The organism is uncultured Gilvimarinus sp., from assembly GCF_963972205.1.
GTDB lineage: Bacteria > Pseudomonadota > Gammaproteobacteria > Pseudomonadales > Cellvibrionaceae > Gilvimarinus > Gilvimarinus japonicus.
In genome coordinates, this window is record NZ_CAXAUC010000009.1 from 128,534 (window position 1) to 154,231 (window position 25,698).

Here is a 25,698-nt window from a genome sequence, read left to right on the forward strand (position 1 = left end):
TTACGCACTAAACATTAACTTTTTGCGGGCGCCCGCGCCCGCCGCTGACAATAATAAATAAGCAGGAGCCGCCATGAGCAGGCTAGCCGATGCCGATCCGGAGTGTCGCCAACAGCGCGACACTGAGGTTCCGGTGGAGACTGTGATTATCCCTAATATGCGCGATATCGGCGATTTCTCGGTACGCCGTGTTTTGCCTGCGCCCGAGCGGCGTGCGGTAGGGCCTTTTGTATTTTTTGATCATATGGGACCCACCACTTTTGCCCCTGGCAATGGCCTCGACATTCGACCGCATCCCCATATTGGTTTATCGACCCTGACTTACCTGTACGAAGGCAGTATTCTCCACCGTGATAGTTTGGGCTATAAACAACAGATTACCCCCGGCGCCGTAAATTGGATGACCGCCGGTCGCGGGATAGTTCACTCCGAGCGCAGCGGTGAGCGGGTTCGCGAACAAGGTCAAACCTTGATGGGCTTACAAGTTTGGGTGGCGCTACCTAAAGCGTTGGAGCAGTGTGCTGCGCAGTTTATGCATTACAGTGTGTCTAGTTTGCCCGAGCTTGAAGCCGATGGTGCCCGCATTAGAGTGGTAGCCGGCGAGTGTTTTGGCGTGCATGCGCGTTTAGAGACACATTCGCCGTTGTTCTATGCCGATATCAGTATCGCGCCCGGCGGGCGGGTAAAAATTGCCGCTGATTACACCGAGCGCGCCATTTATCTTATGGCGGGTACTATTGAGGTGGATGGCGCTACCTTTACGGAGCGCAGGATGGTGGTGTTAAAACCCAGCGCAGAGATCATTGTACACAGTGCAACCGGAGCGAGCTTTGTGGTGTTGGGCGGGGAGCCGCTGGATGGCCCGCGACATCTGTGGTGGAATTTTGTCGCCAGTGACCGAGAGCTGATTGAGCAAGCTAAATCCGATTGGCGCGATGGCAAATTTGGCCATGTACCGGGAGATCATGATTTTATTCCGCTGCCGGAGTCTTAGTGGTTGACGCGCTTACCCGCAGCATTGGCGGTATCATCATCGACGCCGTTGGCGACGTCCATACACGTTTGGTAGGCCTCTTCGGTGGTCTCATAACTGCACCAATAGTAATTGTCCGTTTTGTTGTGAGAACACGCGCTAACAATGATGAGAGAAACAACCAATAATAACCGAGCCATATCGAATACGCTTAATGGAGTGACGTTAAAATAATCCTTAACATGAGTCTAAGCATCGTGCTACAGAGTGCCATGCTAAAACGAATAATTGTTGAGAACAATAAAAAGCGATGATTACGCTAGTGAGCGTTATGTGATCTCGGGTAAAATAAGCGCGTAAATGTTGGGCAGGGACACGCCCTTGTCATAATAAAAGTGTCTGTCATGAATAACGCGCGTTTGTTAAAACCAGTTTTATACGATGACTCTGGTCAATACTGGATTGGCCAGCTAATTTTTTGGTTCGGGCTTTCCGTCGTACCCTTTATGGGTATGGTCCTCTGGTATGAGCGGGCCGAGTGGATTTATATCCAACATATGTACCTGCAGGCAGCAATGGGCCTGGTGTTGTCTCAGGTGCTGGCCTATGCCTATCTCGCCATCTGGCCGCTTAACGCCATTATCCGTATGGTGTTGGCATTGTTTCTTGCCGGCCTTACCGCGTTTGGCTGGACCGCCTTGCGTGTGATTACTTACATCTGGCTTACCGGCGAAGAAGGTATTTGGGCCGAATTTGGCGGTTGGTACTTTGGCGCGTTTTATATTTATTTGTGTTGGTCGGCGCTGTATCACGGCTTAAATTATTATTTGTTGCTGCAGGTTGAGCACGCGGCGCACTTGCAGGATATCGAGCGCGCCCGTTACGAGCAAATTAAAAGATTAAAAGCCGAGGCGGTGGCACGGGAGGCGCAATTAAAAATGTTGCGCTATCAAATTAATCCGCACTTTTTGTTTAATACGCTTCACTCCATTTACGCCTTGGTACGACTAAAAGACGAAAAAAAATCACTCTCAATGATTGATCGGTTAGGTAAGTTTTTACGCTACTCCCTTGAGTATGATCCGAATGTAAAAACCACGTTAGATGACGAGATTAAAACCTTGTCGCTGTACATTGATATTGAGCGTATTCGCTTCTCAGACCGGTTAGAGCTTAACTTTCACGTGGATGAACAAGCGAGCCGCGCACAAGTGCCTAGCTTGTTGCTACAGCCGCTTATTGAAAATGCGGTTAAATACGCTGTGGCCGGCACCGAGCAAGGCGCGTCTATTGATATAAGTGCTCGTGTCGCCGATGAACGCTGGCTGGTTATTAGTGTGGCGGACAATGGCCCCGGATTTGGAAAGGCACGCAGTGACAGTGTGCCCAGCCACGGCGTTGGCTTGCGTAATATTAGTGAGCGTTTGGAGACGCTGTTTGGTGAAAATTATCAGTTCCAGTTGCTCGACGTAGAACCTCACGGTTTGAATGTTGAGATTCAGATTCCCTATTTAACCTAGACGTGCGATTGCGATGACACCATTAAAAACAATAATTGTAGACGACGAACCTTTAGCGCTTGGGGTGTTACATGCCTGTTTGTCAGAGTTTCCCGAGATCGAAGTGGTCGCCGAGTGCCGCAATGGTCGTGAAGCGATAGAAGCGACGTTAACATTACAACCAGACCTAATGTTTTTGGATATACATATGCCGGGCAAGAACGGCTTTGAGGTGATAAAAGCGCTGCAAAACGATGTTATGCCAATGGTGGTGTTTGTCACCACTTATCAGCAGTACGCGCTTGATGCCTTCGATTTACACGCAGTCGATTACATCCCCAAGCCATTGGATGAAGAGCGACTGGCTCGCGCGGTAGGACGCGCGCTGGAGCGTTTTCAATCTAGCCATTCAAAAGGCGATGCCAAGCAACCCTTGATCGGCGCGATTGACGATTTATTACAGCGACTGAGTCAAAACGCCGATAGTGCGCCGGTCGCGAATAATGAGCCATCGTTGGCGGAGGCTAAGCTGGTGGTGCGCGATGCCGGCTCGGCGCGGATGATTCCTCAGCACACTATCGATTGGGTGGATGCGGCGGGAGATTACATGTGCATCCACGCCGAAGGTGAAACTCACATCATGCGCAGCACCGTAAAAGAGTTAGCCTCGCTGCTCGATGAGCGCTTGTTTCAGCGTATTCATCGCTCCACCATCGTGAATGTCGATCGTATCGCCAGTGTTCAATCGCTGAGCAAAGGGGATTATCTGGTGCTGCTGGAGTGCGGCGAGCAGCTTAAGGTTAGCCGCAGCTATAACGAGCCCATCAAGCAGCTGTTAAAGCGCTCAGATCGCTAAGTCACCTAAATTGTGACATGGGTCACGACGCCTTCTGTGGGGCATCCAGATTATCGCTCCACGAGTCCGGCTTATCTTGAGTCTATTGCGTCAGAAATTTGGCTGATGCACGCTTAAGGTGCCCAAAGCCCATCGATAGTCAAAAATAAATTGGGCCACTTCAACGGAATGCGCCAGCGGATACTTTCCACGGCTACCCCCTCGCAGGCACGCAACGTAAATCCTGACACTACAAAACCTATAAACCGAATTGCAGGACGATAATATGATGATTTCGAGAAAGCCCCTTTGGCAGGCCATCGTGCTTGCGGGCACTTGCGTTGCGGCGCAAGCGGCCACCGCCCAGAGTACCCCCATTTGGTCTGATGAGTTTAACGGTGAGCGTTTAGACCGCTCTATCTGGAGCTTTAACACCGGTGGTGACGGCAACGGCAACGGCGAGTTGCAGTATTACACCGCCTCTCACGACAATGTTTACCTAGATAACGGCAATCTGATTATCGAGGCCAAGCGCGAGCCCTATGAGGGCAAAGAGTTTACCTCGGGCCGCATTCACACCAATGGCCGCTTTGGCTTTCGCTACGGTACCATCGAAGCGCGCATTAAATTACCCGATTTAGCCGATGGTTTGTGGCCCGCGTTTTGGATGATGGGTAATAACTTTGGTATTGATGGCTGGCCTAAATCGGGCGAGTGGGACATCTTGGAGGCAGGCTACAAAGCGGCTATCGATGCGGGCACCGTGAACCACGCAGTCTCTGGTGCGCTGCACTGGTGGCACGAGTCGGGCGATTGGAGCGATTGGCTGCAAGCCGATGCGGCGGCGGATGTTGAGACGCCTTTTAACCTCAATGATGACTTCCACACCTATAAAATGGAATGGACCCCCGAGCAGGTGACCATGTATGTGGACGATATCCAGTACTTCAACATGGATATCACCGACCCCAATATGTCGGAGTTTCGCGATAACCCAGCGCACATTATTTTGAATATGGCGGTGGGCGGTTGGAATTTTGTCGAGCTGACCGAGCCCGAGCAAATCACCGCATCTTTCCCCGCGAAAATGGCGGTGGATTATGTGCGCTTATACGAAAACAATTACACCGAAATCCACCGGGCTGAAGATACTCTGGCCACTGGCGCTTACGGTATCAGTACCGAAACCACCCCTGTATTTAGCGAGCTAAACTGGGGCGATAACACCAATCTGTACATCTGGAACAACATGACCACCGCCACCACGGTACCGTCAGAGGGCAGCTCGGCGCTGGCCTACGATATCGCCCCCGGCGATTGGTGGGGCATGGGCTTGCTGCACAAAGATCAAAACTTGCGCAACTACAAGCACGGTTATCTGCACTTTGATATGAAAACCGAGGCGGTTGATCCGATCACTATTGGCCTCTCTAGTACCTCTGGCGGCGATGCCTCGGTAACCTTAGCCGCAGGTGGCGACCAGTTTGGTCTAGAGCGCACTGGCGAGTGGACGCACGTCGCTATCCCGATGTCGCAGTTTGGTGGTGTTGATTTTGAAACCGTAAAACAGCTGTTTAGCATGTCTGGTGCGGCCCCGGCCGAGGCGATCAACATTGCCGTGGACAATATTTACCTTACCGAGAGTGTTGAACTGGATGCCCCCGAATTTGGCGCCTTTGGTATCTATACCGAGACGCCCGAGCACCGCGATGCCGGCGACTTTGCGTTTGGGGTAAACGGCGATTTGTTTATCTGGGACGATACCCTGGCGCTGCAGCCTGACGGCATTCTTGAAGGTAACGGCTCATTGCATGTGGATTCTACTGGCAAAGGCTGGTACGGCATGGGCCTGACCGCGCGCGAAGGCTTTAACTTAACCGCCTTTGATAACCCCAATGGCATGCTGCACTTCTCAATGAGAACCACCTCGAACGCCGAGTTTAAAGTGGGTATGAAGAGTGGCAGTGTCGACGATATCGGCCAGCTGTGGGTCGACTTTTCCCCCGGCGCCGATCCTTACGGCTTTGCCCGTGACGGTCAGTGGCATGAGATCGTTATTCCCATGTCCGAGGTTGCCCTAGACGTTGATCTGTCGGATGTTCGCCAGGTGTTCCAGCTGCTGGGTGTAGGTGAAATCGAAGGCCTTGCGATTGACGACGTGTACTTGTCTGGCGGCGAGCAGGCCACGCAGTCTGGCAACAATGGCGAGGTGGTCAACCGTGCACCGCAGGCCGCTATAAAAACCTCGGTCACTCAAGGTGGTGCACCACTTACTGTTGAGTTTGATGCGAGTGCCTCCACCGATGTGAACGGCGATGAGCTCACCTACGTGTGGGACTTTGGCGATGGTAGCTTGGGCAGTGGTGCTACCGTTACCCACGAGTACCAAACCGAGGGCAGTTACGAGGTAGTCGTCAGCGTCAGCGACGGTGAGCTGGAAGACACCACCATCAATTACGTTATTGTCGATGGCAGCCACAGCTCGGCCAAAAGCGCTAAGCGCGGCTTAGGTTTTGGTCATCATTCAGAAGAAGATCTGGCCGCTATCTCTGAGGGCATCAGCTGGTGGTACAACTGGAGTCACAAGCCCGATATTCAAATCGCCGATATCTATCAGAACTACGGTGTCGAGTTTGCGCCGATGGCCTGGAACGGCGGCTTTGATGATCAGGGTATGCGCGATTATATTGCCGCTCACCCCGATGTTGAGTACATCCTGGCGTTTAACGAGCCAAACTTCCTCGATCAAGCCAATATGACGCCGTCACAGGCGGCGGCCGAATGGCCGCGTTTAGAGGCGATTGCCGATGAGTTTGACTTAGACATCGTCAGTGTTGCCATGAACTACTGCGGCAACTGCAACAGCGAAGGTGGCACGACTTACTACGACCCGATCGACTACTTGGATGATTTCTTTGATATCTGTCCAGACTGTCGTGTGGATGCCATCTCGATTCACGCCTATATGGAAGATGCCGGTGGTGTTGAGTGGTACGTGGATCGCTTTAAAAAGTACAACAAACCGATTTGGATGACCGAGTTTAGTCACTGGATTGACACCACTACCCTGGAGGATCAGAAGAAATTTTTGATTCAAGTGGTCGACTCGTTTGAGAACGATGACGACGTCGAGCGTTACGCGTGGTTCACCGGTCGTCGCAACGGTCACCCGTACAATGGCTTGTTTGATTATCGCCAATCGGGTGTTTTGACCGAGCTGGGTAGCATTTACGTCAATATGCCGGTGCATAACGACAGCAATGTGCACTCGGTACCCTCGCGTGTTCAGGCCGAAGAGTATGCCGATATGGATGGCGTGCGGGTTGAGCAAACCGACGACTTCTCGGGCTTCTTAAACCTAAGCGATATCGCGCCGGATGCCTGGGCCGACTACAAGCTTAATGTTGACGCCTCGGGCAGCTATGAGCTGAACTTGCGGGTTGCCAGTGAAGTGGGCGGCACCATTACCCTGTTGGTTGACGGGCAGGAGAGCGGCGTTGTCAGCGTTGGTTCTACCGGTGGCCTGCAAGCGTGGGAGACTGTGACCGAGTCGATCGATCTGAGCGAAGGTGCACACACATTACGTTTAGCGTTTAGCGATGTGGTGAATGTTAACTGGATGGACTTTAGCGTTGAAGACGACGATACCGGCCCCGAGCCAACGGCCAATCTGGCTACCGGCAAAGCGGTTTATACGTCGTCTAACGAATCCGATGGCATGAGTGGCGCGCAAGCGGTTGATGGCGATGCCGGCACCCGTTGGGCCAGTGGCTGGACTGATGGCGAGTGGATCTACGTCGATCTGGAGCAGGTGTATAACATTAGCTCGGTTAACCTGAGCTGGGAAGCGGCCTACGGCAGCGATTACCAGATTCAGGTATCCGACGATGCCAGCAACTGGAACACCGTACGCACGGTATCCGGTGGCGATGGCGGTGTTGATACGCTGACTGATCTTGCGGCCAGCGGCCGTTATGTGCGTCTGCAAGGTGTTGCACGAGGCACGGCGTGGGGTTACTCACTGTTTGAGATGGAAGTATACGGCAGCGCCAGTAACGGCGGTGGCAGCTCGTCCAGTGTTAGCTCGTCTAGTAGTTCGTCCAGCAGCTCTGAGGATAGCTCTAGCTCATCCAGCTCGTCGTCTAGCAGCAGCTCGGTAAGCTCTAGCAGCGAGTCGTCAAGCTCCAGCTCCTCCAGCAGCAGTAGTGTGCCTAACGGTTCAGGCGGCAGTGATATGGCTGTCGGTGCTCAGGTGGATGCCTCAACGGTTGAAGGTGGTTATTGGTTGGCCAGCTATGCCACCGATGGCGATGCCAATACCCGCTGGGCTAGCGAGTTTAGTGACGATCAGTGGATTCGTGTAGATCTCGGCTCAACCCGTACCATTACCAATGTGGTACTGAGCTGGGAAGCCGCTTACGGCAAAGGCTATCAGATACAAGTGTCTGACAATGGCAGCGACTGGACGACTGTGTTCACCGAGGCCAACGGCAATGGCGGTATCGATGACCTCGCGGTAAACGCCACTGGCCGCTATGTGCGTATGCTCGGTACCGCGCGCGGTACCGGTTACGGCTATTCACTGTGGAGCTTTGAAGTCTACTAAGTAAAAACATCAATAAGTGCAAACGCAAAAGCCCCGGTATTTGCCGGGGCCTTTTGTTAGCGCTTACTGCTTGCCTCAAACCTGAGTAAGTCCTGCTACTCGGTTCTTCCCCGTCGAAACTCACTAACGGCTGCTTAGCGAAGTGTGGACCAATACAGCGACGGGGCTTTTTCTCTGGTTTTACATCAGCGCTTGGTTTTGGCCGTCTGCCATTAAAATACTGGCTTCTTTGAGCAAACTGTTTTCGTTTAAGTAGCGCGCAATCGAACTAAAAGTGGCGGTAGCAACGGGGCCTGTGTGGTCATCCCGCGCAATGTCTTTCATTACCACGCTGCCCAGTAAAATTTTAATAGGGCTCTCTTGCACCAGCATTGGCTTAAAGTGCGCTTTGGCGTTGGCTTTTAATTTCGCTTTGTCTTGGGTTTGATAAATCGCCGAATTAATAACATCGAGAGTATATTCGGTACAGTTTTGATATTGGGAGTTAAACGGGTTAGCGATGGCCGAGTAGCTTGGTACATGCACCGCTTGCGCTTTACCTTCGGCATACAAGCTAATCAGCCGTTGCTGTAAATCGGCTCTGGGGATAATTACTCCCGCTTTTAGGGCCTTGGCCGACCAGAAAAAGTCGGTGGGGTAATCCGTTATCAATTCACTTTCATCTACCGCATCGGCTTTTTGGTACAAGTTGTGAACCGCATAGCCTTTGCGTGTGGTGCCGTCCTCGAGCGCGATGCTCGAATAAATGGCAACGGCCGTGTGAGTGAAGCGAATACCCTCCGGCAGTGAGTCCTCGGGCCGACCTACCCGGCCAATAATAAAGGCGCGCGCGCCACGCTGGGCGGCGTAGTGTTCTACCGACTTGGCAAAGGCGGTGATTTGTTCGGCGGGAAACTGGTTATCCTCGGCGCTGGCACTACCCGCCCACAGGCGGGTAGGCAGTACCGCGGTGCTTAGTATTAACAGCAGTGCGGTAAGTTTTTTCATGTTAGATCGCTCCCTGATCGTTAACGGTTTGCATATGTTGGCGCGGGGCCGGGTCGGCAATGATGGTATCATCTGAAATCTCTAACGGCTCGTCATCAAGCGCAAACTTCATCATTTTTTCACCGGTTTTGCCGGCCGCTTTACCAACTTCGCCCACCACTACGAGCGGTGTGGCGACCGCCGCACTAACGACTTGAGCACCAGCGGTGGCAGAGTGCCCAGCGGCCAGTGCGGAGTGCTCGGCCGCTTTGCTGGCGTTTTGCGATGCCGCAGAGGCGGGCAGAGCAGACAAGGCTAATAACGTGAAAAGTCCGATTTGTTTTGTTGATTTATTCATGTTGTTCTCCGTTTACTTAATGTCCATTAGTGGTTGCTGTTGACCAGCAGGAGCCATACTAATCGAGGGCTATTTAAAGTAAACCGAAAGTGATAATGTAGCGATTTAATACTCTTTAAGTCTATGGATAGTATACTTTGAGTCAGATACCTAAGATTTGCGATGCGTTAAAGACCCTGTTGCGTGAGCGCGGTATTACCTATCGGGACCTTGCCGCCTCGCTCGATATGAGCGAGGCCAACGTCAAGCGTATGTTCTCGCAGCACAGTTTGAGCCTGGCGCGGTTAGAGGAAATTTGCCGCGTGCTGCATTTAAGCCTGCATGATTTTTTTGCTCTGGCCGAGCCCGTCAACAGTGAGATTACCCAGCTAAGTCAGGAGCAAGAGCAGCAGTTGGTGGATAACCCCACCTTGTGTTTGGTGGCGGTGTGCGTGCGTGATGGTTGGAGCTATGAAGAGATCATCGAGCACTACCGCATCTCTGAGCATGAGTGCGTGCAGTTATTGGCCCAGCTCGATCGTTTAAAGTTGTTGCAGTTATTACCGGGTAACAAATACAAAGTATTAATTTCGCGCAACCTACGCTGGATTCCCGGCGGGCCGTTAGAGCGATTTATTACCGAGGATGTGATCAGTAAATTTTTGCAGGGCAGCTTTACCGAGGAAGAGAGTTTTCGGTTTTACTTGCGCGGCTCCTATTCACAGGCGTCTATTCATCATTTGCAGCGGCGTTTAGAGCAGCTTACCGCGGAGGCCGAAGAGTTGAACCGGGTAGATACAAAGCTGCCGCTCAGCCAGCGTACCCACATTGGTATTTTAATGGCCATGCGACCTTGGGAGTTATCGCAGTTTCAAAAGCTGCGGCGCTAGGCCGCAGCTGTTTATCGCGCCGATTAAGCTTTTAAACTTTTCATATCAATCACAAAGCGGTACTTCACATCGCCTTGTTTCATCCGCTGGTAGGCGGTGTTGATGTCTTTAATATTTAACATCTCGATATCGCAGGTAATGCCGTGTTCGGCGCAAAAATCCAAAACCTCTTGGGTTTCGGGCATCCCACCGATCAAAGAGCCAGCCAATACGCGGCGACGCATGACTAATCCGCCGGCTTGCAGCGCGGGTTCTACCGGCTCTAATAAACCTACCAAAATATGCACGCCGTCAAAGGTGAGGCAATTAATGTAGGGGTTTAAATCGTGTTGTACCGGGATGGTGTCCAGAAGGTAATCAAACTGCTCTGTGGCAGCAGTCATTTGCGCTTCATCGGTCGAGATAATCACATGATCGGCACCTTGCTTTTTTGCCTCGGCGATTTTTGATTTTGAGCGGGTAAAGATAGTGACCTCGGCGCCCATGGCTTTGGCGAATTTAACGCCCATATGGCCCAGTCCACCCATACCAATCACGCCGACTTTATCGCCCTTTTTAACGCCAAAGTGCTTTAGCGGTGAGTAAGTGGTAATGCCGGCGCATAAGATGGGCGCGGCACTGGCCGGGTCAAGCTTGGCCGGAACTTTCACCACAAAGCGATCGCTTACCACGATCTTGTCGGAGTAACCGCCCATGGTAATAGAGCCATCATGGCGATCTTCGCCGTTGTAAGTGCCGACAAACCCGTCTTTACAAAATTGCTCCAGACCGGATTCGCACGCCGGGCAGCTGCGGCAAGAGTCCACCATACAGCCGACGCCCACTAAATCGCCGACCTTGTGGCTGGTGACCTTATCGCCCACAGCGCTAACGCGACCGACGATCTCGTGACCGGGCACGACCGGATAGACGCTCATGCCCCAATCGTTTTCGGCAAAGTGAATATCGGTGTGACACACCCCGCAGTAGTCGATGTCGATGGCAACGTCGTCGGCGCGCAGCTCGCGGCGGTTAAACTCGTAGGGGGCTAAGGGGCTGCTAGCGGATTGTGCGGCATAAGAGTAAGTGGTACTCATGGAATTTCTCCTTAAGTCAAAGTAGACCGTTATTGTGCGTCAGCAGGAGCGGTTTGGATCACTCGTTTGTCGCTGGTTTTTGCACATTCCTCTAAATTTGTTTGTATTGTCCTCGTTATTATGCGGCCAGCTTGGCATACTAAGTTGAATTAATGGCAGGTGATTAGGCGGCAGTATGAATTTACCGGCGATGATGAGGCTAATCGAGCCTTTGTTGCAGCATGACGGATACTCCGAGACGGCGTTGCCTAGCGTGACAGTGTTTGGCAGTCACAAGCACATAAAACGAACGCCTATGGTGTATCAACCAAGTTTAATTTTTGTGGCACAGGGTCGCAAAATTGGCTATTTGGGTGATCGTGAAATTCACTACAACCCGGGGCACTATTTAGTACAAACGCTACCTTTACCGTTTGAGTGCGAGACCTTTGCCAGCGAGCAGGCGCCGTTAATGGGGGTGTCGGTGCGTATCGACCCCGCCACCCTGGCAGAGTTGGTGCATGCGACAGACGCGCCGGCCGTCACTGTGCAGGCTTCACCTGAGCCTATGGCTTCGGTGACCATGACTGATGCAATGGAAGAAGCGGTGATGCGCTTGCTGCGGGCGTTGGCTGACTCGCAAACGGCACAGTTGATGGGGCCGAGCCGGGAGCGCGAGGTGATATTTGAAGCCCTAAGCGGCGCGCAGGGGCCGGCGTTAAGGGCGTTAGTGGATGGCAGCGGCAATTACTCGCGGGTGGTGCAGGCACTGGAGCTTATGCACACAGATATCGCCGCTGACTTAAGTGTCGAGCAGTTGGCCGAACAAGCGCATATGAGCGTCTCGTCCTTTCATCAGCACTTTAAAGAGGTCACCCAAAGTTCGCCGCTGCAGTACATTAAACGCTTGCGCCTTTTAAAGGCACAAATGCTGCTAAGCCGTGACGATTTAAATGTTACACAAACCGCCGAGCTGGTGGGTTACCGGAGTGTTAATCAGTTTAGCCGTGATTATAAGCGCTATTTTCTAGTCAGCCCCTTGCAGGACAAACGCGACGCATTGCAACGGGTAGCGAGTTAATGGTTATACAGCCAAAAACTGATGCTATAGCCCGGCACCCGATTGCTGTGTTGCGGTTGAGGAAAGTGCGCTAGCGTCAGTTTGCCTTTTTGCAGTTTGGGTTTGACACCATTGATGGCTACCTTGCGGCTGGTCAGGCGTTTAGCCGTTACCGTATAGCGCTCTGCGGCCGTTCCGGGTATGGCGACATCAATTCGCACGCCGCGCGGCTTTAGGTTGATAATCATCAAGGTAATGTGTTTTTTATCCGGGTGTTGTTGCGCATAAATGCGCAGGTGTTTGTCCGTGTGATAACAGCGATATACCCCATTGCCCATTAATCTTACCCACAGCCAGCTCACCCAGTAGTCGGGGCGCGGTTTAAGGGTTAACCGGTCGAGCAAGCCGTAGTCGCCCCCCAACAAACTTTGTCGCACCATCACCTGATGGCCCAGCAGCGCGCCTTGCGCTAATTGGTCGGCCCACCAAAACGACGAGATAAAGCGATCGGATAATTTTGGCTGCCCACCGCATTGTGCCGAGCCGGTTTCGCCGGTCCACAGCTGCGCCTGGGGTTGGTATTGATCGCGCCAAAACGTTAGGGTTTGGCTGTATTTAGCAAAATCGGTAAACGATTTAGGGTTTAGCAGTGTACGCACGTTAGCGCCGCGTGTGCGCACTGGCGAGCGGCTGCTTTGAAACGGGTAGTAATGCCAATTGACAATATCCAAGGGCGCCGTCAGCTCTTGTAAAAAACGCCGGGTAATATTGGAAAACGGTTTAAACGCCTCGCCAATACGCGGCCAAAACGCACTCCCGGGGCCAGATACCTGGGCATCGGGGTAGTACTCGCGAATATGATCGATAAAGGTTGCATAATCGGTGGCTAAATCCCGCGCGCGCGGCTGAGCGCGTACGCCATGAAACGCCCAGTAGGCGTTAAGCTCATTGCCTAACTCAAATACATCAATCTGGTAATCCTGATCGCGGCTGTACTCCAGTAGCTCGCGCACTTCGTCGCCGCACCACAGCCCGTGAGCGTGGCGCGTAAACAAACCGTACTTAACGGTAAAGATCAGCTTCAGCTCGTTGCGCTCGATAAAGCGATGTAAGCGATCCCACTGTTTGCGTGTAAGCACTAAGGCGTCCGGCTCATCGGCGGGGGCCGAAAAGTAGTGGATTTTGTCCGCCTCTGAACCGCCGATGCGTAAATAGGATGGGCCCAATGCCTGTACTAAGGCATCCAGCTTGTTGCCTTTTAATGTCAGAGGTGGGACTCGCAAGGTGCCCAACCCTCGGCGTGAGCCCTCACTGCCTTCCCACCAAAAACCACCCGCTAAAACCGAGATATCGATCGAAAAAGACAAATAGCAGTCGCTGACGCGGGCTACGGGTGCGTGAGTGTCTACGGTGATGGCCACACTACCACTGGTGGTGCCGGCGCGAGCGGTGTACTGGCGTTTTAGGCGAGCGTACCAACGTGGCAGCATTAGGAGCAAAGAGTTAGGCATAGTAATATAGGCGCCCATAATGGCAAACAAAGAATGTCGGGCCGATGGTAGCGACAGAATGTGACCAACAAGTTTCATGCAAGAGATAGTGTGTATGCACAATAATGGGAAACACTACTTAGTGTCGGGTCGGGTACAGGGTGTATCTTATCGCGCGAGCACAGCCACAAAGGCCAAAGAGCTAGGGTTAACTGGCTGGGTGCGCAACTTGGTTGACGGTCGGGTTGAGCTAATGGCCTGCGGCCCTGCGGCTCTGCTTAGCGAACTAGAGGCTTGGTTGTGGCAAGGGCCTGCAGCCGCTGAGGTAACCCACGTTGAGGCAGCAGTTGCTACGATAAAAGCGCCCAGCGGTTTTGTGGTGGCTGAAACGGCGAATAAAACAGCGGAGGTTTAGCGCATTATGCTGCGTTTTTTTGGGTTGTTTTTTATCGTCATGGTGGGCCTGTTTGTCATAGAGCTACTGCCCTTCGGACAGCGCTACTTTGTTGAGCCTTTAACCATGGCGCTAACCCACAGCTCCGCATTTTTTATTGAGTTGTTTGGCCGTGAGCTATTGGTTAATGGCATCTTAATTGTGGATAGTGCCACGGGCTTTGCGGTACAAATAGCTGCGGGCTGTAATGGCGTTGAAGCGATGATATTGCTGGTAGCTGCCATTGTCGCGTTTCCGGCCCCGTGGCGCTATAAGCTGATGGGCGTGAGTTTTGGCTTGGTGTCTATTCAGCTGCTCAACTTAGTGCGTATTGTCTCATTGTTTTATTTGGGGATTTGGTACAAGCCCGCATTTGATTGGGCGCATCTGTATATTTGGCAGGCGTTGATTATGCTCGATACCTTGTTGGTTTGGATGGTGTGGATTCGCTTTATTCCGACGCGACAGGCAACAGGGGCCGAACATGCCTCCACCTGAGTTTTCTCCCTCGCGATATTTTTTCCGCGTGCTTTTGTGGTTACCTTTATTCTTTGTGCTTTGGTATTACCTAGCCGGTTTGTTCACGATTATTCCAGCTCACTTAAGTGAGTGGGTGATTAACCTTGTTTACCCCGGTGCGGTTATGCAGGTTGAGTGGGTTAACCGCGAGCTGGAGTATATTACTCGCTTTACAGTTGCCGCGGGCGATGGTCTGCGTACTGGTAATGCCGTGGTAACCATTAACCCCTTGTTGTATTCCTGGAATATTCCAGTGTTGCTCGCTTTATGTTATGCGGTGAACGACACTTTGTTTTCCAATGTGCGCGTTATTATCGCGGTAATCGCGCTGTTTCCGATGCATGCCTGGGGGTTGGTAGCAGAGTTTTTTGTCAATATATTGTTTCGTATGGGTAGTGCCGTGGCGGAGCAAGTGGTAGTTGCGCAATGGCAGCAAGAAGTGGCGGCCTTCTGCTACCAGTTTGGGTATTTAATGCTGCCGGTTATTGGTGCTGTTAGCGTGTGGTTTTTAGCCAACCGTGCATTGGTGCAAGCGCTTATTGATAGCAGTGGCGAGCAATCAAAAAGTTAGCGTTTTAGCTTTTTAAGCAATGTAACACCGCCCACCAGCAACGCGCCCGCCGCAATCCCAATAGCGCCATTCATTAATGTCGGGAGGAGTGCGCCAAGTACAGTGCCGCCAGTGGGCAAGCTGGCCGCCCACTCGGCACTGTGCTCGATAAAATGATGCAGTACGGCAAAACCATGGGCTAATATGCCGCCGCCCACTAAAAACATGGCAATGGTACCGGCGACCGATAAAAACTTCATCAGTTTAGGGGCCGCTGCTAAAAGTAAGCCACCTAACGCCTGCTGCCATTTAGCCTCACGGTTTTGTTTTAGCCACAATCCCGCGTCATCAATCTTAACAATGCCTGCCACTAGGCCGTACACGCCAATAGTCATGGTCAATGCAATTATGCTCAGTACGATAATTTGCTGAGTTAAATCCGCTTCCGCAACAGCACCCAAGGTAATGGTGATGATCTCGGCCGATAAAATAAAATCGGTTCGAATCGCCCCTTTTACTTTGCCCTTTTCAAAGGCAACCATATCGGTTTTACTTTGTGCCAAGGCGGCCAATCGCGCTTTGCGCGCGGCATCTTGCTGGTCTTTGGGGTGCAACCATTTGTGAGCAACTTTCTCGAAGCCCTCAAAACATAAAAAAGCGCCGCCCAGCATTAGCAGCGGTACAATTAGCCACGGTATAAATGCACTGATTAACAGCGCTGCCGGCACCAGAATCAGTTTATTTAGCATCGAGCCTTTAAACACGGCCCACACCACAGGCAGCTCGCGCTCGGCTTTAACGCCGGTGACTTGCTCGGCGTTAAGGGCTAAGTCGTCGCCCAAGACCCCGGCGGTTTTTTTGGCTGCGACTTTGGTCATCACTGACACGTCATCCAGTAATGTCGCGATGTCGTCAATCAGTGCTAATAGGCTGGTTCCCGCCATAGGTTAATTCTCTTGTGGTTTACCAAAGACCAACACAAAACGGTCGGTGTGGCTGCGGATGTTGGGATCAAATACGTTTAGCGTCAAATCGTCGCTAGGGTTGGCCAGTACATCTGACTGGCTAAGTAGGACAAAGCCCGCGGCTGTAATGTCTTTGATTGCAGTGGACGCCTCTATACGGTGCAGTGATTTTGTCTGGCTTATACCCGTCCCTTTGGCGCCGTTGTGGTCGACAATGACTAACCGGCCATTCATTTTTAGGGCGCGGTATAGCTGCGCCAGAATATCCTCACGATTGTGCGGCCCCCAATGGTACTCGGGAACTTCATGGTACAAGTCGTGATAGGCCATCACCATTAAAAAGCCATCGACGCTGTTGGGTGCGAAACCGAGCTTGTCGGTTTCGCTGATGATAACTTCAAACGGTGCGGATTTGTCCCAGCGGTCAAGGCGCACGGTTAAGTTGTCTTTGGCAAATGCGGCGAAGGCGGCGTTGTTGTGCAGAACAGCGTGGCCATTGGGGCCAACATGGCTCGACAGTAGCTCGGCGTAATAACCTGCGCCGCCGAATAAATCGACAACGGTTTCACCGGGGCTCAGCTCGAGTAGGGAGATAATATCTTGCGGTTTACTGGTTAGGTCACGCTGGCGGTCTGCAGCGCTGCGCTGCTCGGTTGTTTTGAGCTCGAGTGGCGCTGTCTCTGCGGTAGATGTCTGAAACCAGCAGCAGGCAAGTAGAAGTGTAAGTACAGCAAACCGGGCCGTGTTCATGATGACTCTCCGTGTGCGAACGAAAAGCCATCATAGCATGTTAAGGCACTTTTTTATTACCCGCGGGCGGCCCACACCGCGCACCAGCCGGAGCCTTTAACCTGTTTGCCCGGAAAGATATTGCAGCCTACCCAGTCGGCTGTTAAGTCGCCATTGGCGTGCACACAGTTGCTGCAGTGCTGGCCTTCGGTTTCACTGGATTCGGTGTATTTTAGCGCGCTGGCCTGCGCGTCATCGGTAGAGAGCTTGGGTAGTTCGTCGTCGGCGAGGGCGATGGCTGGAATGAGGCTCGCCCCGGCGAGTGCGGTAGTGTTACGTATAAAGTCTCTGCGCTTCATGTTGGAACCCTTTGCTTGTCACGGTTGAGTATTCACTCTTTAAGTTGAGTGTTATCTCCCAATTGAAACGCTCTAAGCACGCTTGTGCAACCGGATAAACTTAACTTTATACGCCAAATTTACGCGAAATAATCCCACTTGAATTTCGATTCTCATTTACTGCTCGTAGTGGTGCTTTGTTTGCTCACGTCGGGCTGTAATCTGTTGTATTTGTTATGTCTGTGAGAGCACATTATGATTTTGAGTGTGATTCTTAACTTAGAGGCATAACAACGAGTGATAACGTTAGAGTTGTTCCCGGTGACGGCAGAGGATAGGCCTTTTTTACAACAGTTGTACGCGAGCACACGCTGGCACGAGGTCGCTTTGGCGGGTTTAGCCACAGAGCAAGCTGAGGCCTTTTTGACAATGCAATTTAATGCACAGAGTCAACACTATCGGCAGCATTACCCTCGGGCACAGTGCGATAGAGTGGTATGCGACGGCGTGTCGGTCGGGCGTTTGTACGTCGATAGGTCGGCCGATGATATTCGTATTGTCGACATTGCGCTGTTGCCAGAGCACCGCCAGCGAGGAATTGGTACTCGGTTGTTACAGCCCATTTTGGCTGAGGCACGTCAAGTGGGAGTGAGTGTGTCTCTGCATGTTGATAAACAAAATTCGGCGCGGCAATGGTATCGCCGCTTAGGGTTTGTCACCGTCGAGGATCGCGGTGTTTACGATTTTATGCGTTACCGGGCGGTTGATCCGGTCTCGTTTAGTCCCTGACTTGAGGCTTTCTTTGGCCGGGTTTAACCCAGCACGGTATCGAGATACATCATGACCGAAAACCCGCCCAGCAGTGAGAAAGTGGCAACGCCTTCGTGGTTGCGGCGGTGGGTTTCGGGAATAATCTCATCGCTGATAATAAATAGCATGGCACCCGCTGCGCCGCCCAGTATCCAAGGCAATAACGGTGTTGCCACTGAGACGAGTGTTGCCCCAAATAGCCCGCCGATTGGCTCAAGTAAGCCGGTTAAGGTCGCTACGCCAAACGCGTAAAGCCGCGTGTAGCCAACGGCCATTAACGATACCGCAACCGCTAGTCCTTCGGGAATATTTTGCAGGCCAATACCAATTGCCAAAGGTAGACCATTGTCGATGTCTCCATTGGCAAAACCAACCCCCACCGCCATGCCTTCGGGAAAGTTATGCAGGGTAATTGCCAGTACAAATAGCCAAATTCGCTGTAGGTGTTTAGCGTCGATGCCGGGTTCCGGCTTTTGAAAGTGTTGATGCGGCGTGTAGCGGTGAATGAGCGCCAGTAGCGCGGCGCCTAGCAGCATCCCCGTTAGCACGATAAGGACAGCGCTGCTTTGGCTGTGGCCTTGGACTTGCGCTTGATTAATACCTGGCAATAACAGTGAAAAAATAGCAGCGGCTAGCATAATCCCGGCTGCTGCACTGAGCAGCATATCCTCGCTGCGCGCTGACAACTGACTAATAAAGATAATGCCGGCAGCGCCTACTGCGGTCATCATGCCGGCCCCCAAGCTGCCCAGAAAGCCTAGGATGATGATGTCCCAAGAAGAAACCATGGTTGCGCTCCGCTAAAGAAACAAAGTAATTGTGTTGTACGCCGAAGTTAAACGCAACGTTAATGAGTGGCAGTGTCGGTGACCGGTCGATAACGTATGTCCACTTGAGGGCTGTCTTCCTCGCCCGGAAAGCTGAGGTTAGACACGCCTAGGTAGCGGATTAAACGGCGCTCGTCCCGTTGATAAGTCAGCTCGATGGGGTCAACCAGCATGCGCAGTAGCCAGTTATTAATTTCTAGCGCAAGACATAGGTAATGATCGGGCTCAAAATCGCTGCAGCTTTGCGGTGTTAACCTAAGCTCAACCAGTTTCTCTCGGCGCGGTAGCAGAAAGAAGAACGTTTCTGAGTTGCCATGGCTAAGACTTTGCCAGTGCTGACGGACAAACGGATCGAATCCGGCGTCGACCACCAAAGGTGATTTGCTATCTAACTGGTGCTCTTGTGTTTTATCGGTTTGTGTGTGAGCAACCTTAATCATGCTCTCGGTGACAGTGACTTTGAGCGATTCGCGGTTCAGACTGTCAGTTAGCTCAAAGTCAGGTGCCGTGGCACGATCATGGTAGCGTATTTGTTTTTCCGCCCAGGCCGAGCCGTCTGGTTGAGTATAGGTTACCTGATGTTCGAGCTCGCCGTTGCTGTCTATCGCGTACTCATGCAGCTCGCGATAAAGCAACTGGTCACTACCTTGACGAAAAGCTTCTCCGAGGACGTTTGTTGGCTTAGTAAGGGCGTTTTCTTGCTCGGCATTTGTCGCCGTGCCATAGAGCGTCGTCGCCAGTAGCAGGGTCAATAGGGCACTACTGCGACGCGAGAGAATTTTATATAAGCTATTCATAGCGGTGTCTCCTCGCGGGGCCGACAGCGGCGCTGGCAGTAACGTAACGCCAGTGGAAATACGACGCCCCAGCCGCAGGCTACGGCGAGCAGCGGTTGCCAGTAAGGTTGCGATAACTGTGCCTCGCTTAACTGTACACCCGCGTAATAACTCGCCGGTGCAAAAAAGGCGGTTAGTAAGCCTGCAAGCCAAGGGTAAGGGGCAAGCCAGTAGAGTGAATGATTAACCGTAGTGGCAAATAGCACCCAAAGGCAAATAAGCCATGTTGGGATAATAGCGAATTGCCCCGCGATCAGTACGGTATCTTGTGGCAGTGCAAAGCTTATCAGGCCGACACTCATTAATAGGCCGTCCCAAATAATACCGGCTAATGCAAAGCCTGCCAGCAGCCGCCACTCCCGTGGTGAGTGTTGAATGAATTTTGCGTGAATCACCAGTGCAAGTGCGGTAAACGGCAGTGCCCACACAGACCCGCCCAACAAGCAGACAAACCAGCCCACTTGAAATAGCGCTAGATTGGTAATGAGTCGAACAATGTGCGCTTGGCGGTTAGTCATATGTTAGGTTGCTCTGGGAAAAGACTTGCGCCATTGAGGTTTGCCCAGTAAAAACTGGCCTGTGCCAATGACTCGCTCGCTAAAACCGCCTTCGCAGTAGCTTAGGTAATATTCCCACATACGGATAAAGGTATCGCTAAATCCGAGGGCTTTTACCTCATCGAGCTTGTCGTGAAAGCGCCGGTTCCAGTGCGCCAGTGTGAGAGCATAATCTTCGCCTATCTCTTCCATTGCAACCATTTGCATATCGGTATGGCGGCTAAGTTGGGCGGTTATTTCACGATCGCTGGGTAGGCAGCCGCCGGGAAAAATATACTTTTGGATAAAATCCACCGAGCGTCGGGCGTAGTCATAGCGTTGGTCGGGAATCGTGATTGCCTGTAGCAGCATCAGCCCGTGGGGCCTAAGCAACTTGGAGCAGGTAGCAAAATACTCGCGATAGTATTCGTGGCCTACCGCCTCAATCATTTCGATAGACACGAGCTTGTCGTAGCTGCCACTGAGCTTGCGGTAGTCCTCGCACAATACCGTTACCCGGCTGCAGAGTCCAGCGCGTTCTACCTCGTCGCAGGCGTGGCGATACTGTTCTTTTGATATGGTGGTGGTGGTAACTTTGCAGCCGTAATGGCGCGCGGCATGAATCGCCATGGCCCCCCACCCGGTGCCTATCTCTAACAGGTGATCGCCGGGGGTAAGGTTTAGTTTTTGGCAAATATTATCTATCTTTGCCAGCGCGGCATCTTCTAGCGATGTGTCGGCGGTTGCGAAGCGAGCGGCAGAGTACATCATACTGCGATCGAGAAACAGCGAGAAAAACTGGTTGCTTAAGTCGTAATGGGCGGCAATGTTGGCGCGTGCGTTGTCTTCGGTGTTGCGGCGCGACCAGTGGTAAAACTTTTCGAGTAAACGGCCCAGCCCAAAACGCGAGCTGTCGACGTTGTTGAGTAAGTTTAAGTTGGCGCACATAAGCCGGGTAAGTGCGGTTAAATTGGGTGAACTCCAGCTGCCTGCCATATAGCCTTCGGCGCCGCCGATTGACCCGGCCAACATAAACCCACGGTAGGCGCTGGCCCGATGCACGATGATGTGCGCGTGAATCTCAGTATCGGCGCTGGCCTCACCAAAACAAATGATCTCGCCGTCGTCCTCTATAATCAAACGCCCCAACGCAATACATTTTAACTGTTTCAGAACTTGTTGCTTGGCAATACGATCCAATACGCTGGGTTTGTTTTGTCGGGCGATGCGCGAACGCTTAAGTGACTCCATCGTCATGGTTGGTTACCTTGTTTTCTCGCTTGCGGCTCGGTGGCTATTGCCTAGTTTGGCCGAATGACTGTAAAAGGGTACGCGTTTAATCCAGAGCTTAAGGGCTTGCCAGTAAATAGCGCCGACGACTTTCAGTGTCATCCACGGATAGCACCAAATAATGCGGTTGAGGGCGCTACGGGTAATTGGCTGATGCTGTAACGCTAAGGTCGCATCCAGTACATTTTGTTGCTCTTGCGTGCAGCGCAGGTCAATAAGTAGGCGTTTGCCTGGTACATTACTGCGCCAGTGATATTGCATGCTCATAGGGTTGAACGGTGAGACATGCATATCTTTGTTAAAGGTAAATTCGTTAAAGCGTGAGCCCTTGTTTGATTTACGCGATGACTCGGGCTTCGGATCACAGTGTAGGACATAGCTCACACGCTCGCCCCAAGGGGTGTTGGTCACCTCGGCGACAATAAACTGCAACTGTTGTTGCTTATTAAAGCAGTAATAAGTGGTGATTGGGTTTATCACATAGCCAAAGTAGCGCAGGTTGGCGAGTACGCGAATAGGGCCGGTGTGTTCTTGTCCAGTTTTTTTAAGAACTTCGCTGCGAATGGCGGTATCTAAACTCACCGTCGGGTCGCCCAAAAAATCCTCGCGCTTAAAGCACGCAGGTGTCCAACGGCTTTTTGACCAAAAAGGCGATTGTGCCAGTACGCTATCAATCTCTTCTATATCGAGGTACATCATAAAGACGCTATACAAAAAAGCGTTTTTGCGCGGACGAAAACGACGGTGTCTGACCCAGCCTTGATAGATTCCGCTGTGCTGGATGCCAGTGTTTGCGTTTAAATCCGGCTCACTCACGGCGGTCTGTCTCAATGTTTACGGCGGGGTCGTTGGATCTTGCGCTAATGGCATCGCTTACGTGTTTGGCGCTGACCACGCCGTCCTCGTGAAAACCATTGCCCCAATAGGCGCCGCAAAACCAAGTGCGGTTGACGCCGTTAATAACGCGCCAGCGCTGTTGCGCCTCAATGACCTGCCGGGTAAATACTGGGTGGGCGTAATTAAAGCGCTGTAAAATTCTGTCTGGATCAATGGCCTGGGTGTCATTAAGTGTAACGCAGAAGGTTGTGTCGCTGGTGATGCTTTGCAGGATATTCATATTGTAGGTCAGCACAGCCCGCTGCTGCTCGTGCTGGCGCAAGCGATAGTTCCAGCTTGACCAGGCTAGCGTTCGCTTTGGCAATAAACGCGTGTCGGTATGCAGTACAACTTCGTTGGATTGGTAGTCGATGGCGCCCAGTATAGAGTTTTCGTCTGGCGAGCTGTCGCCAAGTAGCGCGTGCGCCTGATCGCTATGACAGGCAAAAATAACCTGGTCGTATTCGTCGCGTTGGCCGTTGGTGTGCTCAATAATAACTTTATCCTGCCGGCGGGTTACCTGAGCGATCTCGACACCGGTGGTAATGGTGGCGCCGCTGTTTTTGATGGCTTGGGTTAATGCCGGTAAGTAGTTACTCGAGCCGCCGCTGATAACTCGCCATTGGGGGCGGTTGTTAACACTGAGTAAGCCGTGATTTTTAAAAAATCGCACAAAAAATAATAACGGAAACTCCAGCATGGTTTGCGTCGAGGCAGACCAAATGGCGCAACCCATAGGAATAAGGTAATGGTTGATAAAGCTCTGGCTGTAGCCACGTTCTTGCAGGTAGTGCCCGAGGGTAATGTCGGGGTCGAGGCGCTCGCTCTCAAGCTCGGCAATCGCTTCTTTATTAAAGCGCAAAATATCGCGCACCATTGCCAGAAAAGAGGGCCGCAGTAAATTGCGCCGCTGGGCAAATAACGTATTGAGGTTGTTGCCGCCGTATTCTACGCCAGTGGTGTCGCAGCTGACGCTAAAGCTCATTTCGGTGGGTTGCGTGGCGACGCCTAGCGCATCCATCAAGGCGATAAAGTTGGGGTAAGTCCAATCGTTATAGACGATAAATCCGGTGTCAATGGCGTACGGTTTGCCGTTCACCTCGACCTTCACCGTAGCCGTGTGGCCGCCGACACGGCTGTCGCGCTCAAGAATATGCAGCTCGTGCTCGTCTTTTAGGTAATAAGCGGCACTTAGGCCGGAGATGCCGGCGCCAATAATTGCGATTTTCATGGGGTGTTCTCAGAGGTGTTTTTATTGCTCATGGCGCGCCGCCACAAGCCGGGTAGTCGGCGCGCTAACCACAGCATAGAACTTAACCGGCGCGGAAAACTCATGTTGATGGCGCGCTTGTTGATGGCTCGGGCCATGCGCTCCGCTGCGTCGTCAGCATCCATTAAAAACGGCATAGAGAAATCATTTTTGGCGGTTAGCGGGGTGTCGACAAAGCCTGGATAAATAGCGGTAACGTCGATCTCGGGGGCTAAGTCGAGGCGCAAACTGTCGAGAAAATAGCCGAGGGCAGCCTTGGAGGCGCCATAGGCTTCGGCCCGGGTAAACGGCGCCTTCACCACTTGCGAGACAACGCCGACAATGTGGCCGCGCCGGTGGTTGAGCCGCAACAGTGGTAACGCGGCCTCAATGCTGGCAACAGCACCGTTAAAGTTTACGGCAAAAACGCGCTCAATTGCTCGCCAATCCGGGTTGGGAAAATCCAGGTACTCACAACCGCCGGCATTGGCGATAAGCCGGTCGATGCGGCCCAGCTTGGCGCTAATAAGATCGCTGGCGGCACGCAGGCTGTCACGCTCGGTAACGTCTAGCGCCACGGTGAGTATACGGCCCGGCCCCGGGTTATCGGCGGCGAGCTGCGTTAAGGCTTGCGCGTTGCGAGCGCTGGCGATAACCCAGTGACCTTGCTGCGCTAGCTGTAGCGCCAGCGCCCGGCCCAGGCCGCTACTGGCGCCGGTAATCCAGCTAATCTCGGCGCTGGCGTCAGCCTTGTGGGCATCGGGTAGCTCTGTTAGGGCAGTCATGTATCCTCCTTGATTAGCGGCTTAAGCGCGCTTTTAGCCAGCGGGTAATGGTGCCCACCAGCGGTATTTGTTCATAGAGCAGCGCGCCCATATCGTATAAGTCTTCGTGAAAGTCGATTTTGTCGCTAAAATGTACATGGGATACCCCGCGCACGCTGATCAATCGGTTGCCCAATTTGGCGTGGCGAAACCGCATAATCCACTTAATATAGGCGCTGTGATCGCCGATCAGCTCATCTAAGTATTCAAACCGGCACTCGGTTAAGCCCTCTGATTGGGCCGATAAGTAATCTTGCAGGGCTACCACTCCCTCTATATCGTGCACGGGATCTTTGAACTTCACACCGGCCGCGTAGACCTGATCGAGCCGCGAGATACTGCTTTCATCAAGGTTCTGGTAGAGCTGTTTAAAATCGTTCAGCAACCGGTTGGATTGAGTGCTAGGTGCTATGGTGGATTCGCTGTTGGGCATAGTCGGCTCGGATAAATCAGTGACGTGTTACTAAGAATACGCCATCTTTTAACAGTTGGATCAGGTGATCCAACGAATCAGTTGGTGCGTAAAATAACCAGATACGCAAAAATATGATCAACCAGAACAAAGGCGTGCCGTCTAAGCAAGGCTGTAGGCACTGCCACAAAAAAGGGCATAGCCATCAATATGGTGCAGGCACAACAAAAGGCAGACCAGCAAAAGCAGCTCAAGCTGTGGCTTAAGGCCGTGGGGCAGAGCCAAGACCGGGCGGCGTTTGCCAAGCTATTTGAGCACTATGTGCCACTGCTTAGAGCGTATAGTTTGGCGCAAGAGCCGGGCGCTACCTTGGTGGCTGACGATCTTGCGCAAGAGGTAATGATCAAGATTTGGAATAAGGCCGCCAGTTATAACCCGAGCATGGCCAACACCAATACTTGGGTGTTTACCTTGGCCCGTAATGCCCGCATCGATGCATTGCGTCGAAACGGCCGTTACAACACCAACATTGACGCTGACGATTTATTTGAAAATATGGAAGACGAAGGCCCGGACCCGTTTCAGGCCGCACAAACCTTAATGACACAAGAGACAATTAACGCCGGACTGGCAAAACTGCCCAAAGAACAAGCCGACGTATTGCATAAAGTTTATCTGCAGGGCCGCAGTCACCAGCAGGCGAGTGAAGAGTTACGCCTGCCGTTGGGCACGATCAAATCGCGGATCCGCCTAGCGCTAAAGAAAATGCACCTGCTGATAGGAGGGCAATAGA

Annotated in this window: 27 protein-coding genes; 11 read left to right on the forward strand and 16 right to left on the reverse strand. The window is 52.4% G+C overall.

Going from position 1 to position 25,698, the window contains the following annotated elements; genetic code table 11:
- The first annotated feature begins 73 nt into the window (after nt 1-73).
- Nucleotides 74-994: a pirin family protein gene (locus AACY82_RS13815; RefSeq protein WP_339617427.1), complete on the forward strand. Its 921-nt coding sequence runs from the start codon at nt 74-76 to the stop codon at nt 992-994.
- Here AACY82_RS13815 and AACY82_RS13820 read toward each other — a convergent pair.
- Nucleotides 991-1,173: a hypothetical protein gene (locus AACY82_RS13820; protein WP_339617428.1), complete on the reverse strand. Its 183-nt coding sequence runs from the start codon at nt 1,171-1,173 to the stop codon at nt 991-993. The genes AACY82_RS13815 and AACY82_RS13820 overlap by 4 nt on opposite strands.
- 204 nt (nt 1,174-1,377) lie before the next feature.
- On the opposite strand from AACY82_RS13820, the gene AACY82_RS13825 reads away from it, so the two are divergent.
- The 3 genes from AACY82_RS13825 to AACY82_RS13835 all read left to right on the forward strand — a co-directional run bounded on the left by AACY82_RS13825 (nt 1,378) and on the right by AACY82_RS13835 (nt 7,913).
- Nucleotides 1,378-2,493 (forward strand): histidine kinase, encoded by a 1,116-nt coding sequence (locus AACY82_RS13825; RefSeq protein WP_339617429.1) that lies wholly within the window; start codon nt 1,378-1,380, stop codon nt 2,491-2,493.
- Between the two features lie 13 nt (nt 2,494-2,506).
- Nucleotides 2,507-3,328 (forward strand): LytTR family DNA-binding domain-containing protein, encoded by an 822-nt coding sequence (locus AACY82_RS13830; RefSeq protein WP_339617430.1) that lies wholly within the window; start codon nt 2,507-2,509, stop codon nt 3,326-3,328.
- Nucleotides 3,329-3,593: 265 nt separating this feature from the next.
- Nucleotides 3,594-7,913: a glycosyl hydrolase gene (locus AACY82_RS13835; protein WP_339617431.1), complete on the forward strand. Its 4,320-nt coding sequence runs from the start codon at nt 3,594-3,596 to the stop codon at nt 7,911-7,913.
- A gap of 180 nt (nt 7,914-8,093) precedes the next feature.
- Here AACY82_RS13835 and AACY82_RS13840 read toward each other — a convergent pair whose 3' ends face one another.
- Both AACY82_RS13840 and AACY82_RS13845 read right to left on the reverse strand, forming a co-directional pair.
- Nucleotides 8,094-8,900, reverse strand: coding sequence for a DUF2145 domain-containing protein (locus AACY82_RS13840; protein WP_339617432.1), 807 nt, complete (start codon nt 8,898-8,900; stop codon nt 8,094-8,096).
- Nucleotide 8,901: 1 nt separating this feature from the next.
- Nucleotides 8,902-9,237, reverse strand: a complete 336-nt coding sequence (locus AACY82_RS13845; RefSeq protein ID WP_339617433.1) for a hypothetical protein — start codon at nt 9,235-9,237, stop codon at nt 8,902-8,904.
- 137 nt (nt 9,238-9,374) lie between these two features.
- Here AACY82_RS13845 and AACY82_RS13850 point away from each other — a divergent pair, with 137 nt between their 5' ends.
- The gene (locus AACY82_RS13850; RefSeq protein ID WP_339617434.1) at nt 9,375-10,106 is read left to right on the forward strand and encodes a helix-turn-helix transcriptional regulator; all 732 of its coding nucleotides are present in this window, start codon (nt 9,375-9,377) and stop codon (nt 10,104-10,106) included.
- Nucleotides 10,107-10,129: 23 nt separating this feature from the next.
- Here the strand turns inward: AACY82_RS13850 and AACY82_RS13855 are convergent, their stop codons facing one another.
- A complete protein-coding gene (locus AACY82_RS13855) occupies nt 10,130-11,182 on the reverse strand; it encodes an NAD(P)-dependent alcohol dehydrogenase (protein ID WP_339617435.1) in 1,053 nt (350 codons plus the stop codon).
- A gap of 175 nt (nt 11,183-11,357) precedes the next feature.
- Here AACY82_RS13855 and AACY82_RS13860 point away from each other — a divergent pair, with 175 nt between their 5' ends.
- On the forward strand, nt 11,358-12,242 hold the full coding sequence (locus AACY82_RS13860; RefSeq protein WP_339617436.1) for an AraC family transcriptional regulator: 885 nt from the start codon (nt 11,358-11,360) through the stop codon (nt 12,240-12,242).
- Here the strand turns inward: AACY82_RS13860 and AACY82_RS13865 are convergent.
- Nucleotides 12,239-13,810, reverse strand: coding sequence for a glycoside hydrolase (locus AACY82_RS13865; RefSeq protein ID WP_339617437.1), 1,572 nt, complete (start codon nt 13,808-13,810; stop codon nt 12,239-12,241). The two genes, AACY82_RS13860 and AACY82_RS13865, sit on opposite strands and share 4 nt — an antisense overlap.
- A gap of 16 nt (nt 13,811-13,826) precedes the next feature.
- Here AACY82_RS13865 and AACY82_RS13870 point away from each other — a divergent pair, with 16 nt between their 5' ends.
- Genes AACY82_RS13870 through AACY82_RS13880 form a run of 3 tightly spaced genes read left to right on the forward strand, consistent with a single transcriptional unit; the run spans nt 13,827 to nt 15,234 of the window.
- Entirely contained in the window at nt 13,827-14,126 is a 300-nt protein-coding gene (locus AACY82_RS13870; protein ID WP_339617438.1) for an acylphosphatase, read from the forward strand.
- Between the two features lie 6 nt (nt 14,127-14,132).
- On the forward strand, nt 14,133-14,642 hold the full coding sequence (gene xrtH, locus AACY82_RS13875; protein WP_339617439.1) for an exosortase H: 510 nt from the start codon (nt 14,133-14,135) through the stop codon (nt 14,640-14,642).
- Entirely contained in the window at nt 14,629-15,234 is a 606-nt protein-coding gene (locus AACY82_RS13880) for an exosortase H-associated membrane protein (protein WP_339617440.1), read from the forward strand. The genes xrtH and AACY82_RS13880 overlap by 14 nt, the downstream gene beginning before the upstream one ends.
- On the opposite strand, the gene AACY82_RS13885 is transcribed toward AACY82_RS13880, so the two are convergent.
- From AACY82_RS13885 to AACY82_RS13895, 3 genes are read right to left on the reverse strand one after another with little or no spacing between them, the layout of a single operon-like run.
- The gene (locus AACY82_RS13885) at nt 15,231-16,157 is read right to left on the reverse strand and encodes a DUF808 domain-containing protein (RefSeq protein WP_339617441.1); all 927 of its coding nucleotides are present in this window, start codon (nt 16,155-16,157) and stop codon (nt 15,231-15,233) included. The genes AACY82_RS13880 and AACY82_RS13885 overlap by 4 nt on opposite strands.
- A 3-nt stretch (nt 16,158-16,160) precedes the next feature.
- Entirely contained in the window at nt 16,161-16,928 is a 768-nt protein-coding gene (locus AACY82_RS13890) for a hypothetical protein (RefSeq protein ID WP_339617442.1), read from the reverse strand.
- A gap of 56 nt (nt 16,929-16,984) precedes the next feature.
- Nucleotides 16,985-17,266, reverse strand: coding sequence for a high-potential iron-sulfur protein (locus tag AACY82_RS13895; protein WP_339617443.1), 282 nt, complete (start codon nt 17,264-17,266; stop codon nt 16,985-16,987).
- 276 nt (nt 17,267-17,542) lie between these two features.
- Between AACY82_RS13895 and AACY82_RS13900 the strand changes: the two genes are divergently transcribed.
- On the forward strand, nt 17,543-18,034 hold the full coding sequence (locus tag AACY82_RS13900) for a GNAT family N-acetyltransferase (RefSeq protein WP_339617444.1): 492 nt from the start codon (nt 17,543-17,545) through the stop codon (nt 18,032-18,034).
- A gap of 23 nt (nt 18,035-18,057) precedes the next feature.
- On the opposite strand, the gene AACY82_RS13905 is transcribed toward AACY82_RS13900, so the two are convergent.
- The 8 genes from AACY82_RS13905 to AACY82_RS13940 are packed head-to-tail and all read right to left on the reverse strand — an operon-like array spanning nt 18,058 to nt 24,926.
- Nucleotides 18,058-18,843 carry a ZIP family metal transporter gene (locus AACY82_RS13905; protein WP_339617445.1) on the reverse strand — a complete coding sequence of 262 codons (786 nt, stop codon included), beginning with the start codon at nt 18,841-18,843 and terminating at the stop codon, nt 18,058-18,060.
- A gap of 59 nt (nt 18,844-18,902) precedes the next feature.
- The gene (locus tag AACY82_RS13910; protein ID WP_339617446.1) at nt 18,903-19,679 is read right to left on the reverse strand and encodes a hypothetical protein; all 777 of its coding nucleotides are present in this window, start codon (nt 19,677-19,679) and stop codon (nt 18,903-18,905) included.
- On the reverse strand, nt 19,676-20,236 hold the full coding sequence (locus AACY82_RS13915; protein WP_339617447.1) for a DUF2878 domain-containing protein: 561 nt from the start codon (nt 20,234-20,236) through the stop codon (nt 19,676-19,678). The genes AACY82_RS13910 and AACY82_RS13915 overlap by 4 nt, the downstream gene beginning before the upstream one ends.
- Before the next feature lie 3 nt (nt 20,237-20,239).
- On the reverse strand, nt 20,240-21,511 hold the full coding sequence (locus tag AACY82_RS13920) for a cyclopropane-fatty-acyl-phospholipid synthase family protein (protein ID WP_339617448.1): 1,272 nt from the start codon (nt 21,509-21,511) through the stop codon (nt 20,240-20,242).
- 6 nt (nt 21,512-21,517) lie between these two features.
- Nucleotides 21,518-22,360 carry a DUF1365 domain-containing protein gene (locus AACY82_RS13925; protein WP_339617449.1) on the reverse strand — a complete coding sequence of 281 codons (843 nt, stop codon included), beginning with the start codon at nt 22,358-22,360 and terminating at the stop codon, nt 21,518-21,520.
- On the reverse strand, nt 22,353-23,651 hold the full coding sequence (locus tag AACY82_RS13930; RefSeq protein ID WP_339617450.1) for an FAD-dependent oxidoreductase: 1,299 nt from the start codon (nt 23,649-23,651) through the stop codon (nt 22,353-22,355). Before AACY82_RS13930 ends, AACY82_RS13925 begins: the two co-directional genes overlap by 8 nt.
- Nucleotides 23,648-24,454 carry an SDR family NAD(P)-dependent oxidoreductase gene (locus tag AACY82_RS13935; RefSeq protein WP_339617451.1) on the reverse strand — a complete coding sequence of 269 codons (807 nt, stop codon included), beginning with the start codon at nt 24,452-24,454 and terminating at the stop codon, nt 23,648-23,650. Before AACY82_RS13935 ends, AACY82_RS13930 begins: the two co-directional genes overlap by 4 nt.
- Before the next feature lie 13 nt (nt 24,455-24,467).
- The gene (locus AACY82_RS13940) at nt 24,468-24,926 is read right to left on the reverse strand and encodes a nuclear transport factor 2 family protein (protein WP_339617452.1); all 459 of its coding nucleotides are present in this window, start codon (nt 24,924-24,926) and stop codon (nt 24,468-24,470) included.
- 189 nt (nt 24,927-25,115) lie between these two features.
- Between AACY82_RS13940 and AACY82_RS13945 the strand changes: the two genes are divergently transcribed.
- Entirely contained in the window at nt 25,116-25,697 is a 582-nt protein-coding gene (locus AACY82_RS13945) for a sigma-70 family RNA polymerase sigma factor (protein ID WP_339617453.1), read from the forward strand.
- Nucleotide 25,698: the final 1 nt, after the last annotated feature.

What these genes read in the sequence shown, in the direction of transcription:
- AACY82_RS13835 (WP_339617431.1), top strand. Translation starts at nt 3,594, where the DNA reads ATGATGATTTCGAGAAAGCCCCTTTGGCAGGCCATCGTGCTTGCGGGC.
- AACY82_RS13825 (WP_339617429.1), top strand. Translation starts at nt 1,378, where the DNA reads ATGAATAACGCGCGTTTGTTAAAACCAGTTTTATACGATGACTCTGGT.
- AACY82_RS13945 (WP_339617453.1), top strand. Translation starts at nt 25,116, where the DNA reads ATGGTGCAGGCACAACAAAAGGCAGACCAGCAAAAGCAGCTCAAGCTG.
- AACY82_RS13930 (WP_339617450.1), bottom strand. Translation starts at nt 23,651, where the DNA reads ATGAAAATCGCAATTATTGGCGCCGGCATCTCCGGCCTAAGTGCCGCT.
- AACY82_RS13865 (WP_339617437.1), bottom strand. Translation starts at nt 13,810, where the DNA reads ATGAAACTTGTTGGTCACATTCTGTCGCTACCATCGGCCCGACATTCT.
- AACY82_RS13885 (WP_339617441.1), bottom strand. Translation starts at nt 16,157, where the DNA reads ATGGCGGGAACCAGCCTATTAGCACTGATTGACGACATCGCGACATTA.
- AACY82_RS13940 (WP_339617452.1), bottom strand. Translation starts at nt 24,926, where the DNA reads ATGCCCAACAGCGAATCCACCATAGCACCTAGCACTCAATCCAACCGG.
- AACY82_RS13895 (WP_339617443.1), bottom strand. Translation starts at nt 17,266, where the DNA reads ATGAAGCGCAGAGACTTTATACGTAACACTACCGCACTCGCCGGGGCG.
- AACY82_RS13890 (WP_339617442.1), bottom strand. Translation starts at nt 16,928, where the DNA reads ATGAACACGGCCCGGTTTGCTGTACTTACACTTCTACTTGCCTGCTGC.
- AACY82_RS13840 (WP_339617432.1), bottom strand. Translation starts at nt 8,900, where the DNA reads ATGAAAAAACTTACCGCACTGCTGTTAATACTAAGCACCGCGGTACTG.
- AACY82_RS13880 (WP_339617440.1), top strand. Translation starts at nt 14,629, where the DNA reads ATGCCTCCACCTGAGTTTTCTCCCTCGCGATATTTTTTCCGCGTGCTT.
- AACY82_RS13905 (WP_339617445.1), bottom strand. Translation starts at nt 18,843, where the DNA reads ATGGTTTCTTCTTGGGACATCATCATCCTAGGCTTTCTGGGCAGCTTG.
- AACY82_RS13815 (WP_339617427.1), top strand. Translation starts at nt 74, where the DNA reads ATGAGCAGGCTAGCCGATGCCGATCCGGAGTGTCGCCAACAGCGCGAC.
- AACY82_RS13910 (WP_339617446.1), bottom strand. Translation starts at nt 19,679, where the DNA reads ATGAATAGCTTATATAAAATTCTCTCGCGTCGCAGTAGTGCCCTATTG.
- AACY82_RS13935 (WP_339617451.1), bottom strand. Translation starts at nt 24,454, where the DNA reads ATGACTGCCCTAACAGAGCTACCCGATGCCCACAAGGCTGACGCCAGC.
- AACY82_RS13920 (WP_339617448.1), bottom strand. Translation starts at nt 21,511, where the DNA reads ATGACGATGGAGTCACTTAAGCGTTCGCGCATCGCCCGACAAAACAAA.
- AACY82_RS13870 (WP_339617438.1), top strand. Translation starts at nt 13,827, where the DNA reads ATGCACAATAATGGGAAACACTACTTAGTGTCGGGTCGGGTACAGGGT.
- AACY82_RS13860 (WP_339617436.1), top strand. Translation starts at nt 11,358, where the DNA reads ATGAATTTACCGGCGATGATGAGGCTAATCGAGCCTTTGTTGCAGCAT.
- AACY82_RS13820 (WP_339617428.1), bottom strand. Translation starts at nt 1,173, where the DNA reads ATGGCTCGGTTATTATTGGTTGTTTCTCTCATCATTGTTAGCGCGTGT.
- AACY82_RS13855 (WP_339617435.1), bottom strand. Translation starts at nt 11,182, where the DNA reads ATGAGTACCACTTACTCTTATGCCGCACAATCCGCTAGCAGCCCCTTA.
- xrtH (WP_339617439.1), top strand. Translation starts at nt 14,133, where the DNA reads ATGCTGCGTTTTTTTGGGTTGTTTTTTATCGTCATGGTGGGCCTGTTT.
- AACY82_RS13830 (WP_339617430.1), top strand. Translation starts at nt 2,507, where the DNA reads ATGACACCATTAAAAACAATAATTGTAGACGACGAACCTTTAGCGCTT.
- AACY82_RS13915 (WP_339617447.1), bottom strand. Translation starts at nt 20,236, where the DNA reads ATGACTAACCGCCAAGCGCACATTGTTCGACTCATTACCAATCTAGCG.
- AACY82_RS13845 (WP_339617433.1), bottom strand. Translation starts at nt 9,237, where the DNA reads ATGAATAAATCAACAAAACAAATCGGACTTTTCACGTTATTAGCCTTG.